The organism is Pseudoalteromonas sp. QJM3NY_22, assembly GCF_056173065.1.
Genome location: NZ_CM149655.1, coordinates 1,840,007 through 1,857,521 on the forward strand (window position 1 = coordinate 1,840,007; position 17,515 = coordinate 1,857,521).

Below are 17,515 nucleotides of genomic sequence, written 5' to 3' on the forward strand. Positions count from 1 at the left end.
TTTTAATACGCTTCGGGGCGATTTTTTGTTTAATGGTTTGCATATTGCGATTTATCTTCGCATATTGATTTTTTAATGCTCATTTAAGCCGTTTTTTGCAGGGCATAGTTCTTGCGAAGTAACATTAAGTTTATCTGGAGTTTTTAAAATGAAACATATTGGTATTGTTGTCCCCAGCTTTCACATTCCATCAGAAACGTTTGTCGTTACTGAAATCAATGCTTTAGTTAAAGCAGGGCATAAAGTAAGTGTACTGACGTTCGAAAACTTGAATGAGTGTATCAATTTAGATAATAGCGTTCGTATTATTGTTATAAAAAAATCGACTCAGTCAGCTATAAGTTTTGCATTACAACACCCTGTTATGGCACTTAAAAGTAGCATTTTGGCCAGTCAATTTAGCGCTATCTCTCTTGTATCGCTAATGGGTTATGGACTGAATATTGCTGAGATAATTCATTCTCGTAAAATCTCTCATATCCATTGCCATTTCATGCATGCCCCGCTCACATATTCAATAGTTGCCAGCAAAATTGCAGGTGTTAGCGTGTCCTCAATAGGGCATGGGCACGATGTTTACGTGAACGATTCTGATTTAAAACTTAAATTATCACTGTGTGATTTCTCAGTTGCGGTATGTAAAGACATGCAGATAAAGCTAAATAATTACAGCGCGGGTAAGGTTCAATTACTGCACTGTGGTATCGATTTAAGTATGTTTAACGCCAAACCAAGTCGTCTAAATGAGTCAGTAAAGCTCTTATTTGTAGGGCGATTAGTTGAAAAAAAAGGTCTGCAATTTCTATTACCAGCAATAAAAAAGTTAAATAAAAAACACTCTATTTCGCTAGATATTGTAGGGGAAGGGCCTTTATTAAATGATCTAATTTATTTATGTGAAGAACTTAATATTGTTACTGAAGTTAAGTTTTTAGGTGCAAAAAGCCCCACATGGCTAGCAAAAAACACCAGTGATTACTCTGCCTTAGTGGCTCCTTTTTGTGTGTCTAGTAATGGTGATCGCGATACCGGTCCTGTGGTTTTAAAAGAGGCGATGGCCAGTGGCATTCCTGTAATAACGACAGAACTGATGGGAGCAAAAGAAATTGTTAATGACTCCGTTGGGTTTAAATGTGAGCCTTCTAGTATTGGCGGTCTCGAAAGAATTTTAACTGAATTTTGTGATCTTAGCCCGTATGAAAGATACGAAAAAGGACTAAATGCTAAAAAATTAGTGACTAAAAAGTTTGATGCAAATTCGCAAGCTAAAAAGCTATCTAACTGGATTCAAACTGTGTAGGTGAAACTATGAATGGAATTAAGCAAATTGCATATTTTGGTTTATCTACCTTATCACTTAAAGTGCTGGGGTTTGCTTTATTACCTATTTCTACACGTATTTTGAGTCAAACTGAGTTTGGTGAGCTAACTTTTTTAGTGTCAATATCAGCGGTTATGTCGTTACTTTTATGTTTAGGCTTACCGGAATTACTTTTTAAGCAACAAATAAACAACCCTCAAAAAAAGCGAGCATTATTTAGAGATGCATTTATTTTATGTGGTTTTTTAAGCAGTATCTTTGTGTGTGTATGTGTTTACTTTGTAGAGCCGTTTAGCGCGTTACTGCCTGTTTCATTAACTTTGATAGATATAAAACTGTTGGCTGTTAATTTAGCACTATCATCGCTGCTTTCAATTTTATTTTGTTACTTTAGATACTACGAGATGGCTAAGCAGTTTTGTATTTTAGCTATACTACAGGGCATTGTTCAAACTGTGTGTACGCTTGTATTGCTTTATTTAGGCTATGGGGTAACCGGTGTGATGGTGTCGGGTGTTGTATCGAGTGCCTGTGTATTATTTATAGCATTATCGGTTGTTTTTCAGCAGATTAGTATCGGCTTTAAATATATTCCTTGGAATATTAGCTATAAAAATAGTCTGTTCTTATTAAGCATTATTATCTCTTCATTGTTTGTATACGCAAATAACGGTGCTGAAAACTGGTTTATTGTAGCAAGTGTAGGTAAAGAAAAACTAGCTCAATACTACGTTGCAGTGCAGTTTGCATTAATGGCGTCGTTTACTTTTGAACCGATTAGAATGTGGTGGTTTTCTCGTCGTTTTAATGAGTTAGCACAAGATCGTACTCGTTATGTGTTTTTATGCGAACTTAGTTTGGATATTGGCATATTACTTTGTGCGTTTATGACGATAGTGGCGCCTCATCTTTTAGCCGTAGTATTACCCGATAGCTATCAATTAAATATATGGCTGTTACCGAGTTTAATTGTGATTGTAGTACTAAGACACCACAGTGATTTATTAAATATTGGTTGTTATATCAAATTCAACGGTTTTTTTGTCACTGTAGTGAATGTTATTAGTGCTTTAACAGCACTGATACTGCTTTTCTTTTTGGTGTCTGAATTAGCTGTACTGGGTGCTGTTATTGCTTTAATGGCAGCCCAGTTATTAAAAGCAATACTTTTTTTTGTTATAAGTCAAAAGCTTGAATATTTATCGTTGAGTGTAAAAAACCTTGTGCCGAGCTGGGGATGTTTTTTAGTCATTTATATGATGAGTGCTTTTGACTTTCCACAATATGTAATCTGCCAACTCATCACATTTATCTGTTTTTTAATGATCCTTTGTCATAAATATAATCAAATAATTAGCAATGTCATTCATCACATATTGAAGGGCAGAGTGCATGATTAATTGGTATAAAAAACATTGTTTAATTATAAATGGGATGCTTATTACAGCGCTAACGCTTGTGCTGTATATTTTATTTGGTCCTATTGCTGCATTTGCATTATTACTGCTGCCATTTGCAGGATACTTAGCGGTTAAGATAAGTACTGTATTTATTATTTTTTTTATTCTATTTAGTTATTTTAGATTACACGAAGCCTTTGTTTTTTTAATGCCCCTCAAAATACCTAAAATGTTGGCGCTCGCCTCGCTGTTAGGAATTACATGGCATTTGTTTATTTCAAAAACCTTAAAGCCGCATTGGAGCTCAACACATCTGATTTTTGTTATTTGGTTTGCTTGGCTTACGGTGTGTGTGTTTAGTGCAACAAACAAAGGGCTGGCAATAGAGTATTGGATAGGGGTACTGGTTAAGGTATTTATTATGGTGTTTGCTATCAGCTGGTGGCTAACACGGTTCTCTCATTTTAGTTTTGTTCGCATGGGGATCATGATCTCTGGTGTTGCTGTTGCATTGGTTGCTTTAAACAACAAAATTAATGGCATTGGTCTAATTGAAGGTACTCGGGTGACTATTTCTCGTGAGTATCGCTCACAACTGGGTGATCCAAACGATTTATCTTTAGTGTTAATGTTTCCCGTTTCTTTTTTAGCCGCTGAGTTATTCAATTCACAAGTTAATAAATACCGTCGAATATTTGCAGGAATCGGTTTAATTTTTACTATTTCCGGTGTTATTGCTACGCAAAGTCGCGGTGGGGTACTCGGAATTGCGGCTATCTTAAGCTTCTTTTTATATCAAAAAGTAAAAAATCCTGTCGTTGTTGCAATGTGTGCAGGTGTTGCGATGTTAGCTATGATGGTTTTTGCTGGTATAAGCGATAGGCAAAGCGGTGGAGCTGCAGAAGATGGGGTTGATGAATCTGCAATGGGTCGAATATACGCGTGGCAAGCGGCAATTAATATGGCGCTGTCGAACCCCTTAACAGGCGTTGGTGTAGATAACTTTTTTGTAAATTATTACTTTTACAGTCCTCATTGGGATGGCAAGAATCATGCAGTACATAGCACCTGGTTTCAGGTTTTAGGTGAAACAGGTTTTGTTGGAATATGTATATTTCTGGTTTTAATTGCCAGTATTTACCGAAGTCTTTCGAGAGTTTATTGCATTAATAAACTTAACTACAACCACCAAGTTGTTGTTAATGCTAATGCATTAAAGGCTGGCATTATTGGGTTTATGGTTGCTGGTACATTCCTAACACAAGCATTTACTTGGCCTTTATATATTATTCTGGCACTAACAATTGCGCTAGAAAAGCTCACAATACAAAGCAATAAGGAATCGTAGTATGTTAATACATTTTAAATACTGGCTTAAGAATAGCCCTCACCCTGTTGCGAAATCGCTGTTTTATTTTGCAACTTATCTTCGCAATCCACAAATGGTGGTTATTCCGTTATTTCACTCTGGATTCTATTACCTACATCAATTTTTAAAAACATTTTCCCACGAATTACTAAGAATACTTTATTACACCCCACTGTTTAAAAGTCAGATAAAAGGGAGTAAAAAACAGTTGTTTCTTTACTCAGGTATGCCACAAGTTTTGGGGGAGCTTAAAATTGAGTGCAGCGATAATGTACGGATGTCGGGTATATCGACTTTTTGTGGGCGGGTGGGTAGCGTTACCACGCCCACTTTAGTTATTGGTAATAATGTAGATATAGGTTGGCAGAATGCATTTTCGGTAGGTCGAAATATTACGTTAGAAGATGATGTGCGGCTTGCGGGACGTATTTTTTTAGCCGGTTTTCCTGGCCATCCAGTTGATTGTGAACGAAGAGCACTTGGGGAGAGTGATGATGAGTCTCAAATTGGCGACATTACGATTAAACGTGGTGCGTGGCTTGGTACTGGAGTAACTGTTCTTGCTGGCGTTACTATAGGCGAGGGGGCAATTATAGGCGCAGGAAGCGTTGTTACGAAAAACATTCCTCCTTTTACTATTGCAGCAGGTAATCCGGCTAAAGTGGTCAAACACATCAAGGAATAATAATATGAAATTTATCGTTTTTGGCGAAGATTGGGCAAGCCACCCGAGTAGTACCCAACATTTATTTTCTCAATTGGCTAAAAATCATGAAATACATTGGATTAACTCAATAGGTATGCGAAAACCTCGCTTTAAATTACACGATATAAAACGAGTTTTGGGAAAGTTTAAGCAGCTTTTTAGTAAACCTGAAAACACGGCAATTAAAACACCTTCGACGATGCAAGTTTACCGATTACCAGTCTTGCCATGGCACGATAATCGCTTTGTGAGGCGTTATAATAGATGGGTTTTTTATTTTTATTTTAAAGATATTCAAAGTAATGGCCCGTTAACGTATTGGTTAAGTGTGCCTACCGCAGAATACTTTTTCACTAAAAAAGCACAAGACCCCCTTATTTACTACTGTGGTGACGATTTTAATGCATTGGCAGGTGTCGATCCTAATCTAGTGTCATCCTTTGAGAAAAATTTAATCAAGAAAGCCGACCTAATTTATGTTGTGAGTGATTTTTTAAACAATAAAATGCCGGCTCATAAAACAAAGCTACTTCCCCATGGTGTGAGTTATGATTTATTTACGTCTGATGTAAAGAGAGCCCCAGAAATAGATGTTTTAAATGGACCAGTAATTGGGTTTTATGGAAGTATTAATCAGTGGTTAGATATCAGTTTATTAACAGCACTTGTTACGGAGCGACCAAATTATCAACTGGTTTTGGTAGGAGATATTGTTGCTTGCACATCTGAGCTTATGCAGTTTAAAAACGTTACACATGTGCCAGCTGTTGATCACGAGCGTTTAGTGGAGTTTTCGGCACATTGGGATGTGTCTATTTTACCATTTGTAAATAATGAGCAAATTAGAGCATGTGATCCGTTAAAGTTAAAAGAGTATTTAGCCGCAGGAAGCCCGATTGTAGCCACGGACTTTCCAGCCGTAACACGTTATAAGTCGAATATTTACATAGCAAAAAATCAATTCGATTTTATAAATAAAATAGATCAGGCAATTGCCTTAGATAAAGAACAGTTAAGCTCTCTTAAGTCAGCGCAACAGGACATCGCTAAAGATCATAGTTGGGAGTCAAAAGCATTGCTCGTTCAACATGATATTTTAATGTTAAATAAAGCGCCTTAGGCAGTAAACGATAATCTTGGCGCAGCCTGTGCAACTACCTTATTAAAGTACGCTATTTGCAGCTTAAATTTTTATTATGCAAATAGCAGCTAAATTTCGCATAGCAATATGCAAATGTATAGGTAGGGTTTATGTTAGTAAGAGAGCAAATAAAAAGGTTACTTTATTTAACCTTGTATAGTGTTTATACAAGGGCAAAGCTATTCATTTTACCACTTTTGATTGTTCCTTCAGTCGTGATTATCTTGGCTGTGACTGCGCAAAAAAAATACACAAACCATGCAACTATTTTAATTGAAGAGTCTTCGTTACTTAATCCATATCTAGATGATTTATCTTTTTCTTTCGATTTATCAAATCGAATGGCGGCACTTAGAACACTTGTAATTAGCCGAAAAGTACTAATAGCTGTAGCAAAAGAAACAGGCTTAATTTCTGAAACGGCTACCTCAGCTGAGATAGAAAAAATCCATCAAGAGCTTTCTCAAGCACTTTCTTTATCACTTGTTGGCGACGAACTTGTTCGTGTGAACTTCATATGGCATGACCAGACAAAAATGAAGATGGTGTTGGAGAAAGTGGTCGAAAAATTTATTGAAAGTTTATTAGCCCCAACAAGAGCATCACTTGATACATCGGAACAGTTTTTTTATCAGCAACTAGTCAGTCTTCGGGATGAGCTTGAGGTATCGGAAGAATCACTGGCTATGTTCAAAGCTAAAAATAGTAATACTCTGCCTGCCGTTTTACACAGTAACCGACAAACATTCGATAAGTTATTGAGTGACCAACAGAAAAAATCTATCGTTTTATCGGGTGCGCAAGCCAAACTTAAAGCTCTGACAACAAAAATGGGACAAGCCAATCCAATCCTAGGACGTATTGAAGAAAAAATTATTGCAGTAGAGTCTGAACTTAGCTTTTTAAAAACACGTTATACAGAAAAGCACAGTAAGGTAATTTCAAAAAAAAGAGAGATGCAAAGTATAAGAAATCGTCAACAGTCATTAATTGAAAGTAGCAAGGAGCTTGATCTTACTAACCTTGATCAGCTTTGGCAGATGGCCAATACCTTACCCAGTGGCGGGGATAACGACAGCAGTGTACTTGTCTCTCAAATTCTTAATTTAGAAGAAGCAAAAAACTCAGTTACTCAGCACCAGCAAGAATACAGCATGCTCGAACAGCAAGTTAATACAGTAAGTGAAAGACTTTTAGTGACAAGTGATATTGAAAAGCAATTAAGAAAATTAGAACGTGATTACGATGTTAAGCAATCATTATATAAAGATATGTTAAGCCGTTACGAAATGGCGAAGGTAACAGGAAAGTTAGTTAAATATGAAGGCCCAGATAAAGTAAAAAACATCGAGCGTGCATATAGCCCGACACAACCTATCAACACATCTTTTGCCGTATCAATTATTGTAGGCATCATTTTAGGTATCTTTACAAGTAGCACAATAGTGTTTGTTGCGACTTTATTCGATAGCCACCTTAAGGATATTCAAACCATAGAGAAGCTCTCAGCTCTTGAGGTCGTGACTATTTTACCCATTGTTAGAAATACTCCTGTGGATTTGGTTTTCAATTCATCAGTGAACTCTATTGATCAGAGGAAATAACATGAATGTATTACATTTGGTTCAACATTTCAAAATAGGTGGCCTTGAGAAAATGGCCGCGACACTAATGCAAAAAAGTCAATTTTCTAATACGAGTGTTTTTGTTTCACTCGAAGGAAGTTTTAGTGAAGCAGTTAAAGACTGGCCGCAGCTAGCTGCGTTTGAGCACAGATTAATTTGTCTAAATAAGGCTGAAAAATTTGATTTAAATACAGTTCGAAAACTGTCAGCTCTTTTAAAAAAACATAATATAGATGTTATCCATAGCCATCATATAGGGCCAATGCTTTATGCAAGTATTGCATGTTTAAAAAATCGCCAGATAAAGCACGTTTCGACTATCCATGACGCGTGGTATTTAAAAAGTTTTAAGCAACGTTTAATGACTAAATTATTAAATAAGCTAACAAAAATACACTGGGTCGCGGATGCACAAGTTGTGGCGAAGGATTTTTATAACGAGACAGCAATTAGAACCGATAGAACAATCCTAAATGGAGTCGATTTTAAACAGTTTTTTAGTACCAATGAGTTGGACGCTCGGCATGAATTAAATTTACCTAAAAAGGTGAGTTTGATTGGTTGTTCTGCTCGTTTAGAGCCTGGGAAAGGGCATTTTCCGCTTATAAGGGTTTTATCTTCATTGCCTGCAAACATCGAATTAGTGTTTGCTGGCAGTGGTAGCTTACACAGCAAACTTGTTGATTATGCTAGCTCATTGGGTATTTCAGAGCGCGTACATTTTTTAGGCAATGTACAAAGCATGCAATTATTTTACTCTGCAATTAATGTAATGTGTCTTTACTCACAAAGAGAGGGATTACCGCTATCAATTTTGGAATCTATGGCGTGTGGTAAAGCTATTGTTGCCACTGATGTGGGGGGGATCAGCGAAGTATTAACCCATAAGCAAGGTGTATTGGTTAAACCAGGCGATGAAATGGGGCTTAAACTTGCGGTTATTAAAGCGATTAATATGAAACAGGGAGAATGTATAAGAGAGCATATTTTTTCAATCGCTGATGCTAATAAAATGAGTAAAGAGTACGACCATTTTTATAATGGCTTACCATCGTAAGGGGAAAATCATGACTTATTTAATAATTGTTCTCATGGTGTTGATTGTAACCGTTTTGTACCACCACGTTGGTTATTTAGCGCTGTTAAAATTGGTTAGTTGACGGGCTCATAAACGTATATTCCCAGAGGGGGATACAAGGAAAAATAATCGATTTGGTATTTTGGTGTGTGCTTTTAATGAGCAAGAGCACATTAAAGAAAAATTACATAACCTCGGCGCTATGCTCTATGACACTGAGCTTTATGCCATTCATGTTTATTTAGATGGATGTACAGATAACACATACGAAGAAGCGATGTTGGCTCAATCACATCTTGCTAAGCAAAACGTAGTGTGCCACTTGCATTATAATAAACAAAACCAAGGCAAAGCACATGGTATTAACGAGTTAATTACACTAACTAAATCAAATTATGACGTGTTGCTGTTTACCGATGTGAGTGCCTTATTAAGTATTGATGTATTAAATAAAATTGATACTGATTTTAAAGATCCTGATATTAAGGTCATTACAGGTGTTTATGTTCTAGATGAACAGGCAACCCCAGAGCAACAGCACTATTGGCAATATCAAAATAATGTAAAAAGCATGGAATCATCACTTGGTGCGGTGATTGGTGTGCCAGGAGCCATGTTTGCTATTCGTTCAAAATACACAGATATATTGGATGAAAATACAATAAATGATGATTTTATATTGTCTATGAAAGCCTTAAAAAATGGCGGCAAAGCGGTCGTAAATAGCGATATTAACATTATTGAAAGAGAGTGCGATGAGCAAAACCATGACTATGCTAGAAGAGTGAGATTAGGAGCAGGCAATTGGCAACAAATTAAAATATTATTTGAGCTATTCAATCCTAGATTAGGGTGGGTTAGTTTTAACTTCATTTCACATAAAGTTTTGCGTGGCGTAATGCCAATATTGCTTGCTTTAATTTATATTTTACTGTTTTCAATGGCATTTTTCTCGAACTTATTGCTAGTTAAGTTGTTGTGTTGCGTGATTGTAGCCGTCCATAGTCTCTTTGTGATTAAAAGTACCCTCAACATTAAGGCCAAGATCCCTATCGTTGATAAAGTTAATTATATTCTTAATGCTTATTTTTTAGCGTTATGGGGCATTATTAAATTTGAACGTGGTGATTATAAAAAACACTGGGAAAGGGTTCATGATAGAGAAGCTGAACCAAACGTCAGCATTAAAGTTATAAAACGCATAATTGATATTGTTGGCTCTGTGGTAGGACTAACTTTACTGTCTCCGATCATGCTTTTAGTGGCTGCAACAATTAAAGTAAGTTCACGTGGACCGGTACTGTTTAATCAACTTAGAGTGGGAGAGAGTAATGATAACTTTGTTGCCCTTTTTAATGTTCTTAAATTTCGCTCGATGGTGGTTGATGCTGAAGTAGCAAGTGGCGCGGTATGGGCAAGTAAGGACGACCCTAGAATAACACCTATAGGGCGTTTCATTCGTAAAACGCGTTTAGATGAATTACCTCAATTATGGAATGTGCTGGTAGGCGATATGTCACTCATTGGTCCTCGGCCAGAGCGACCTGTATTTTACTCCAAGCTTGAAAAAGATATTCCTTATTTCTCTCAGCGTACCTACGGTATAAAACCAGGTATATCGGGGCTTGCTCAAGTAATGAATGGATATGATGAAAGTATTGATGATGCAAGAAAAAAAATAGGTTGGGATTATGCTTATATGTTAAGTACATCATCTCCACGTAGTTGGTTTTATATGGAATTGACTATTTTTTTGAAAACACTCGTTGTTATATTTACTGGAAAAGGGCAATAATTATTTTTGCATAATGCAATCCTACTTTTAAAAGGAAATTGCATTATGCTTTACTATCCTCAAGTAATCCCACTGCAAAATTAAAAATCATTAATTATCAATACCTTAAAGTTGGTTCGTTTCTTGTAATAGTTATATTGAATTTAATATTTAATAGGTAACTACGATGATAAATTTAACCAATGAAAATGAACATAAAATAGTATCGCTTCCAAATGACTTTTCAGGTTTTACTGTCGATGGATTTAAAGATGAATTTGAAGAGCTAGTTGATACAGGTACAGACTTTATTATCTTGGATTTTTCAAAGACTGAGTTTATTGACTCTTCGGGTATTGGCGCGATTGTCTTTCTTTATAAAAGAATAGAAAAAAGAAGCCATAAATTGTCATTACTCAATGTAACAGGGCAGCCGTTTAAGCTAATGAATCTTCTAAGAGTAGATAAAACCATTCCATTTATTGATTCGCTTTAACGATAAGGAGAGCGATATGAAAGCACACATTTTTTTTATCATAACCTTGCTTTTAAGTGGGTGTGCTTCTTGGCCTGATGAGGGGCAAGGGGGTTGGGCCGAAAAATATCAAAACTATCCATTAAATGATGAGCAAACAGATAATAACTTTACACAACCCGAAGATGTAGTGAGAAGTGAATTTGAACACCTTGTTTTCAAATTAGAACTTTTAAAGTCACAAGATATAAAAGCATGTATGCCAGCACAGCTTTTAAAAGCTCAAATTTACGAAAACCGTATTCGAAGGCTTATAGCTGCGCAAATGTGGGAAGATGCAGAGCATGACTTACTGATTCACTACCATGGGCTCAATCAACTAACGAACCATTTTGACACGGTTCAAAAACTCACTCATTGTGCAGTTAATACCGCTTCAGAAACGACGGTGTCTAGTGTTAAAAAACAAGTAGCGGATTTACTAAATAGTGATAATCAATTTGCATTTAATGCGTTTGAAATAACCCCTAAATATGGAGCAAGGCTTGCTCAAGCGGCTGATTTAGCTAAGCAACTAGATAGTATTTCAATTTTGTTAGTGGGTCATACTGATTCAATTGGTGAAGGGAATAGTAATTATGAGCTTGCATTAAAAAGAGCTGAAACAGTAAAATATTGGCTCGTCGTTTATGGTGTTAAAACTCAAAGTATCACAACACTTACACAAGGAAGCTTAAAGCCCTATAGCAAGCAATCCCCAACGGAAAGTGTCCGTCATTCCGATAGGCGAGTTGAAGCGATAGTTCTCAATGCAAGCAATAATAATATGCAAGATGATAACGCTAAAGCACTTGTTAATTGGACAAAAATTATTAAAAGCAAAGAGGAGTAAACTATGAAATATATATTCGCGATTGCGGTGTTTATTTTATCATTCAATGTTTACTCAGCTTCTGATGAAAGTAATGCCATAGTGCAAGTGGGAAATAAGCTTTTTCTATATATTCCAGGTGAAGCAGAATTTGATACAACGTTTGAAGTGGATAAAAGAGGACAAATTAACCTCCCTGAAATAGGCCAATTTAATGTGGCTGACAAAACGATTATGCAAATTGAAAGTGAGTTAACCCCTGTACTTGCTGAACTATTTGTTGCAATGGATGATTTTTATGTAGCGATCCACAGCAGAGATATTCTTATTAATGTACTCGGTTATGTAGTGACACCATCGCAAGTGAGTATTCCTGATGATGGCAATATTCAAATGGTTATTTCTAAAGCAAACGGTTTAAAACCCGGTGCTCAGCTAGATAGAATACAGATAAGGCGTGGAAATGAGGTAATTGAATTTGATTATAAATCATATTTAGATACAGGAAATATTAGCTTGTTACCTTCTCTAAAAAGCAAAGATACTGTGTTTGTGCCGGTATCACCTTTGCTTGGTAATGTGCAAATAGACTTTGATGCGCAAACACTCAGTGCAACAGGGGATGCCAGTGATAGCAGCGCGATAACTATTTTAGGTGAAGTACATAATCCAGGGAGTTTTTCCTTTAAAGAAAATATGAGTATTTTAGATGCACTTATGCGCGCAGAAGGAGTCACTCGTTATGCGGATGTGACTAAAATAAGAGTCATTGTTGATAAAACACCTATTATTTTTGATTTGAAAGGGTACCTAGATAAACCCTCAAATAGCACTATGCAACTGCTACAACCTGGTTCTACTGTGTATGTGCCTATTATGGTTGATGACGTAAACACAACGTCACGTACGGTTTATATTATGGGAGAAGTTCAAAAGCCAGGCGCGTACGAAGCGGCCGATAGTACAAACTTTTTAGATATTTTAGCCAATGCAGGCGGACCTACACGATTTGCTGAAACTCGCCATATCAAAATATTAACACCAGAAGGTGACAGTATTTTATTTGATTTACAGCGGTATAGCGAAGGCAGTGTAGCGACCAAAGTACCAGATTTAAACCCTGGCGATGTAATCTTTGTACCTGAAAAAACAGATGTTAACGAAAAAAGCTGGCTTAAAATTCCAACTAAACGAGCTATCAAAATAATTGGTGCCATACATTCTCCAGGTCGATACGAATGGAGTAATGAAATGGATTTTACAGACTTAATAGCTCATGCAGGGGGGCCTACAAAAAGCGCTAATATCAATGATATAAAAATACTGCGTAATGGTGATGTTACACAACGTTTTGATCTTGAAAAGTACACTATTACTAATGGTGACACACCGCTGCCAAATTTAGTTGCGGGTGATACAGTTATATTTGAAGAGCTACCAGTTGATCCGTCTGATAATAAATCCCAATGGATCCGCCAAGAGTCGAGTAAGTCTATTTATATTATGGGGCAAATAGGTTCGCCAGGTCGTTATTCATTTAACGAAAACATGCACTTCATTGATATTTTAGCTGCAGCAGACGGCCCAACAGCGACAGCAGATATCCGTAATATTAGAATCACTCATCGTAATGGTAATCGAGCTAAAGTAAGTAAATTAGATCTCGCCATGTACTTTGAAACAGGCGATGAAACTTTGTTTCCTAATGTATTACCAGGAGACACCATTTTTGTACCTGAAAAAGACAAAGATTGGCTCCGTACACCTAAAGAACGGGTAGTACGTATAATGGGGGCTGTGCAAAAACCGGGTCGATATAATTTTGACGATACAATGTCTATTTTAGATGTATTAGCTGAAGCAGGCGGCCCTTCTAACTCAGCATTGATAGATAAAATAGTTGTTGTTAATCATTCATGTTGTAAAGAACAGTCTCGTGTATTTGATTTAGAGGCGTTTATTAAATCACCAAACTCAGTAAATATTCCTGTATTAAGAGCGGGTGATACGCTTTACATACCTGAGAAAGGGCAGGATTTACTTAGTCAATTTAAAGATAACTTCCTAGATGTTATTACTATTCTTGCATTAGTGGTGGGCTTATGAAATTAATACCAAAACAGTATTATGAGCTGGAAGTTATATGTAACATGATGATTGATAATTCAGCTCGTTGTATCACTTTTATCTCTTTATCAGGTTCAGAAGGGTCATCTAGTGCATGTGTTAGTGTTGCTAAGCGATTACAAAGCCAACTTAAATCAGTACTAATAATTGATTTAAACCCAATAAATACATTTTGCTCAGATGATAAGTTACCAACAATTTCTAAACCATGGTGCTTTGATGATATTTCTTGTCAATTAGGTGTGACTAATTATGAAGGTATCAGTTTATTAACCATCAAAAACCTAGCTAGGATTGAACCAGCGAAGAACAAACATGTACTAAATGACGCAGTTGTTCGGCTAAAGCAGGAATACGATTATATATTAATTGACATGTCACCGGTGTTAAAATTGAACAGAAATAATGTGCCACTGCATTCCTTAAGTTTATGTAGTGAATTAACCTTCGTTACCGTGGGGCTAGGGGTTAACGATGAAGAGTCGCTTTGCAAAGGTGTGAGAGAATTAAAGCAAGCAGGGCATAGCAATATCAAAATATTGATAAGCCAACATAATTTTGCGCCATTAGGTGAGCGTATAGTTAAACTTTTAGAAAAGCATACGACAAAATGGCCAAAGATATGTACTACTCTTAAAGCAAGAATTAATAAACAAAGATGGTTGTTTGAACATCATTGAGGGTGCAATGGATATATTATTTGAAAGACGCTTTGAACTACTATGGCCAACATTGACTGAGATTCGCCTCATTCTAAAGCACGTTTTAAGAGCGCTCAATGTAAAAAAGGATGAGGTGGATGCTGCGGGCTTAGTTACTACAGAGTACTTAACAAATCTAATTAGACACAACCAAGGTTCTGAGCATCAAATCTTATTGCGTATTAGCCAGCCTAGTAGCGACAGCTACATATTAACATTCATTGATGAGCTAGCCCCATATAACCTTTTTAAAAACAACAATTCATCGTGGAAAATAGACTCTGGAAAACTCGTTGAAGGAGGAATGGGAGTTGAGTTAATTCGTTATTATTTTAAGGACGCAGATTATATAACAAAAAATAGCAAAAACTTTTTTTCATTCCCTTTAGAGCAAATAGATAGGCGTCCAACCATTATCTACGTTGATGATGATGTCACTCAGCTTACCCTCATGAGCGCTTATCTAAATGATAAATTTCAAGTGATCGCCTGTGAAAGTATAGAATCAGGATGGCAGGCAATTTTAACCGCTGACGCAAGTATTTTATTACTGGATCATAAATTAAAAAATGGGACATGTGAGCCTTTATTAGAAAAACTTAATAAGTCTAATTTAAAGTCGCAACTATCAGTTGTTATGTTAACTGGCGATGACAGTGATGAAGTGATACATAAAATAAACCGCTTAGGTGTTGACGATTATTTAATTAAACCGATTAAAAAAAATAAGTTACTACAAAGCATCGAACGTGTAACTCATCGTTTTGCTTACTTGTCTTATCAAACTACTTTTGAGTCAGCGCCTTCTAAAATTCATTTACAAGATGAGAAAACCGCTCATATTTTTGGTTCAATTAGTTTGGGTAACGGCGGCGATTTTTTTATGCCCATTAATGATGAATGCAGTGCTTTTATTCTAGGTGATATGATGGGACACGGATTACAAGCATTAAAAGAAAGCTTTGCTATTAAGGGTTTTATAAGTGGCTTTTTGGCAACCGGTCTTCCTTATCAAAAAATGTTAGTGGCTTTAAATAACGCGATATATAAACAACAGCTATGTAAATCTAGTTTAGTTACGCTTGTCATATTTTTTTTAAAAAATAATAAAATATATTGGTTAAATGCAGGTCATCCACCACCTGTCGTTTTGCGAAAAACAGGCGAAATCTGTCAATTAAAAGGCACCGGTCCGCTGCTTGGTCTCGCTCAAGATCATAATTATACACTTTATGAAGCAGCGCTTGATAACGTTGAACATATTTTACTATACACGGATGGCTGGACTGAAAACCGCTTTACCGATAAAGATGAAATATGTGAATTAACTAAAATTATACCGTTAGATAAACACGCTCATGCTGAGTTTGCTAACACGTTATGGGAAAACTCACAGGTTACGCTTTCAAAAGAAATTGATGATGCTTCGCTTATTGTAATTAATTGAATTTGCTTTAATTAACCTTTTATAGTTAAATCATTACAGATTCACCGCTTCTTTTTGGCTTGCTAACAAGGAATTAACTATGCCACCAACAGTGTTAATTGTCGAAGATACTCAATCTCTTGCAATGATGTACCAATCATATTTATTACCGACAGGAGTAAATACACTCGTGGCAAGTGATGGTGCAACTGCAATAGCGATTATTAATAAGGTTCAGCCTGATCTAATCGTGCTCGACGTAATGCTACCGGATATGAATGGATTAGACATCCTTGCTACATTTGATCCAGAAAACTGTCCACAAGTTGTTGTATTAACAGGGCATGCTACAAAAGAAATAGCGATTCAGTCAATAAAGCTAGGTGCATGTGACTTCCTAGAAAAACCAATAGAAGCCGACCGTTTTCGGATTACAGTTAATAATGCGTTAAAAATTAAAAACTTAAAACAAACGGTTAGCCAATACAAAAACAAATACGAAAACGGAAAATACTTTGATTTGATTGGTAGTTCAAAACAGATGCAATCTGTTTATCAAATTATAAGTTCTGCTTCCGCCAGTAAAGCCACTGCATTTATTACAGGTGAAAGTGGTACGGGAAAAGAGCTATGTGCTCGTGCAGTTCATCAAGCTTCAAATCGCGCTGATAAACCTTTTGTTGCACTAAACTGCGCGGCTATCCCTAAAGATTTAATTGAGAGTGAAATTTTTGGTCATTTAAAAGGTGCTTTTACGGGGGCAATTGCGAATCGCGTTGGCGCTGCAGGTCAAGCCGATGGTGGAACATTATTTTTAGATGAACTTTGTGAAATGGACATTAACCTACAAAGTAAATTACTTCGCTTTATACAAACAGGTAGCTATCAACAAGTTGGCAGTGAGAAAGTTGTAAAAGTAGATGTTAGATTTGTGTGTGCAACAAATAGAGATCCATTAGTTGAAGTGGAAAGTGGCCGGTTTAGAGAAGATTTATATTATAGATTACATGTTATACCTATTGAATTACCGCCACTAAGAGAGCGCGGCCAAGATATTATAGAAATTGCTGAAGCTTTATTTGTTAAAATAGCGAAAGACGAAGGTCATCCATATAAAGGCATGGCAGGGGGGGTTAAGCAATTACTTATGCAATATAGTTGGCCTGGTAATGTAAGGCAGTTAGAAAATGTGATTCGTAATGTATTGGTACTCCATCCTGAGGCATTTATAGATATTGATATGCTTCCCGCTTTACCTGAAAATTCAAAAAAAGCGATTGAACCAGCGCCAATGAGTATTCAAACTAAACCTGCGAATATATTAATTGACGATTTACCAAATACACAAAATGATGTTAAAGCATTATGGTTAGCTGAAAAAGAATATATTGAACGTGTAATAAAAATATGTTCATCAAATATACCTAAAGCCGCTTCACTACTTGATGTTAGCCCATCGACACTTTATCGAAAGATTAAAAGCTGGGAAGAAAATGAATAG

At 36.3% G+C, this 17,515-nt stretch carries 14 protein-coding genes; all 14 read left to right on the forward strand.

The window, feature by feature from the left end:
* Positions 1 to 148: 148 nt before the first annotated feature.
* The 14 genes from AC0VZ4_RS08170 (at position 149) to AC0VZ4_RS08235 (ending at position 17,515) form a co-directional block, all read left to right on the forward strand.
* The gene (locus AC0VZ4_RS08170) at positions 149 to 1,300 is read left to right on the forward strand and encodes a glycosyltransferase (protein ID WP_475441411.1); all 1,152 of its coding nucleotides are present in this window, start codon (positions 149 to 151) and stop codon (positions 1,298 to 1,300) included.
* 8 nt (positions 1,301 to 1,308) lie between these two features.
* Positions 1,309 to 2,721, forward strand: coding sequence for a lipopolysaccharide biosynthesis protein (locus AC0VZ4_RS08175; RefSeq protein ID WP_475441412.1), 1,413 nt, complete (start codon positions 1,309 to 1,311; stop codon positions 2,719 to 2,721).
* Positions 2,714 to 4,069, forward strand: a complete 1,356-nt coding sequence (locus AC0VZ4_RS08180) for an O-antigen ligase family protein (RefSeq protein ID WP_008135502.1) — start codon at positions 2,714 to 2,716, stop codon at positions 4,067 to 4,069. The genes AC0VZ4_RS08175 and AC0VZ4_RS08180 overlap by 8 nt, the downstream gene beginning before the upstream one ends.
* 1 nt (position 4,070) lies before the next feature.
* Positions 4,071 to 4,775 (forward strand): acyltransferase, encoded by a 705-nt coding sequence (locus tag AC0VZ4_RS08185; RefSeq protein WP_475441413.1) that lies wholly within the window; start codon positions 4,071 to 4,073, stop codon positions 4,773 to 4,775.
* A gap of 4 nt (positions 4,776 to 4,779) precedes the next feature.
* Complete coding sequence (locus tag AC0VZ4_RS08190) at positions 4,780 to 5,916, forward strand: glycosyltransferase (protein ID WP_475441414.1); 1,137 nt, start codon at positions 4,780 to 4,782, stop codon at positions 5,914 to 5,916.
* 131 nt (positions 5,917 to 6,047) lie between these two features.
* A complete protein-coding gene (locus AC0VZ4_RS08195; RefSeq protein ID WP_475441415.1) occupies positions 6,048 to 7,541 on the forward strand; it encodes a GumC family protein in 1,494 nt (497 codons plus the stop codon).
* Position 7,542: 1 nt separating this feature from the next.
* Positions 7,543 to 8,619 (forward strand): glycosyltransferase, encoded by a 1,077-nt coding sequence (locus AC0VZ4_RS08200; RefSeq protein WP_475441416.1) that lies wholly within the window; start codon positions 7,543 to 7,545, stop codon positions 8,617 to 8,619.
* 118 nt (positions 8,620 to 8,737) lie between these two features.
* Positions 8,738 to 10,435, forward strand: a complete 1,698-nt coding sequence (locus AC0VZ4_RS08205) for a sugar transferase (RefSeq protein ID WP_475441629.1) — start codon at positions 8,738 to 8,740, stop codon at positions 10,433 to 10,435.
* 166 nt (positions 10,436 to 10,601) lie between these two features.
* Positions 10,602 to 10,910 carry an STAS domain-containing protein gene (locus AC0VZ4_RS08210; RefSeq protein WP_475441417.1) on the forward strand — a complete coding sequence of 103 codons (309 nt, stop codon included), beginning with the start codon at positions 10,602 to 10,604 and terminating at the stop codon, positions 10,908 to 10,910.
* 16 nt (positions 10,911 to 10,926) lie between these two features.
* Complete coding sequence (locus tag AC0VZ4_RS08215; RefSeq protein WP_475441418.1) at positions 10,927 to 11,781, forward strand: OmpA family protein; 855 nt, start codon at positions 10,927 to 10,929, stop codon at positions 11,779 to 11,781.
* A 3-nt stretch (positions 11,782 to 11,784) separates the two neighbouring features.
* The gene (locus tag AC0VZ4_RS08220) at positions 11,785 to 13,866 is read left to right on the forward strand and encodes an SLBB domain-containing protein (protein WP_475441419.1); all 2,082 of its coding nucleotides are present in this window, start codon (positions 11,785 to 11,787) and stop codon (positions 13,864 to 13,866) included.
* Positions 13,863 to 14,567: a ParA family protein gene (locus tag AC0VZ4_RS08225; protein WP_475441420.1), complete on the forward strand. Its 705-nt coding sequence runs from the start codon at positions 13,863 to 13,865 to the stop codon at positions 14,565 to 14,567. Before AC0VZ4_RS08220 ends, AC0VZ4_RS08225 begins: the two co-directional genes overlap by 4 nt.
* 7 nt (positions 14,568 to 14,574) lie before the next feature.
* Positions 14,575 to 16,035, forward strand: coding sequence for a SpoIIE family protein phosphatase (locus tag AC0VZ4_RS08230; protein ID WP_475441630.1), 1,461 nt, complete (start codon positions 14,575 to 14,577; stop codon positions 16,033 to 16,035).
* A gap of 79 nt (positions 16,036 to 16,114) precedes the next feature.
* Positions 16,115 to 17,515, forward strand: coding sequence for a sigma-54-dependent transcriptional regulator (locus AC0VZ4_RS08235; protein WP_096793277.1), 1,401 nt, complete (start codon positions 16,115 to 16,117; stop codon positions 17,513 to 17,515).

Excerpts from the sequence above, each read along its gene's own strand:
- AC0VZ4_RS08190 (WP_475441414.1), top strand. The coding sequence starts at position 4,780 with ATGAAATTTATCGTTTTTGGCGAAGATTGGGCAAGCCACCCGAGTAGT.
- AC0VZ4_RS08200 (WP_475441416.1), top strand. The coding sequence starts at position 7,543 with ATGAATGTATTACATTTGGTTCAACATTTCAAAATAGGTGGCCTTGAG.
- AC0VZ4_RS08195 (WP_475441415.1), top strand. The coding sequence starts at position 6,048 with ATGTTAGTAAGAGAGCAAATAAAAAGGTTACTTTATTTAACCTTGTAT.
- AC0VZ4_RS08220 (WP_475441419.1), top strand. The coding sequence starts at position 11,785 with ATGAAATATATATTCGCGATTGCGGTGTTTATTTTATCATTCAATGTT.
- AC0VZ4_RS08230 (WP_475441630.1), top strand. The coding sequence starts at position 14,575 with ATGGATATATTATTTGAAAGACGCTTTGAACTACTATGGCCAACATTG.
- AC0VZ4_RS08210 (WP_475441417.1), top strand. The coding sequence starts at position 10,602 with ATGATAAATTTAACCAATGAAAATGAACATAAAATAGTATCGCTTCCA.
- AC0VZ4_RS08185 (WP_475441413.1), top strand. The coding sequence starts at position 4,071 with ATGTTAATACATTTTAAATACTGGCTTAAGAATAGCCCTCACCCTGTT.
- AC0VZ4_RS08175 (WP_475441412.1), top strand. The coding sequence starts at position 1,309 with ATGAATGGAATTAAGCAAATTGCATATTTTGGTTTATCTACCTTATCA.
- AC0VZ4_RS08170 (WP_475441411.1), top strand. The coding sequence starts at position 149 with ATGAAACATATTGGTATTGTTGTCCCCAGCTTTCACATTCCATCAGAA.
- AC0VZ4_RS08225 (WP_475441420.1), top strand. The coding sequence starts at position 13,863 with ATGAAATTAATACCAAAACAGTATTATGAGCTGGAAGTTATATGTAAC.
- AC0VZ4_RS08215 (WP_475441418.1), top strand. The coding sequence starts at position 10,927 with ATGAAAGCACACATTTTTTTTATCATAACCTTGCTTTTAAGTGGGTGT.
- AC0VZ4_RS08180 (WP_008135502.1), top strand. The coding sequence starts at position 2,714 with ATGATTAATTGGTATAAAAAACATTGTTTAATTATAAATGGGATGCTT.
- AC0VZ4_RS08235 (WP_096793277.1), top strand. The coding sequence starts at position 16,115 with ATGCCACCAACAGTGTTAATTGTCGAAGATACTCAATCTCTTGCAATG.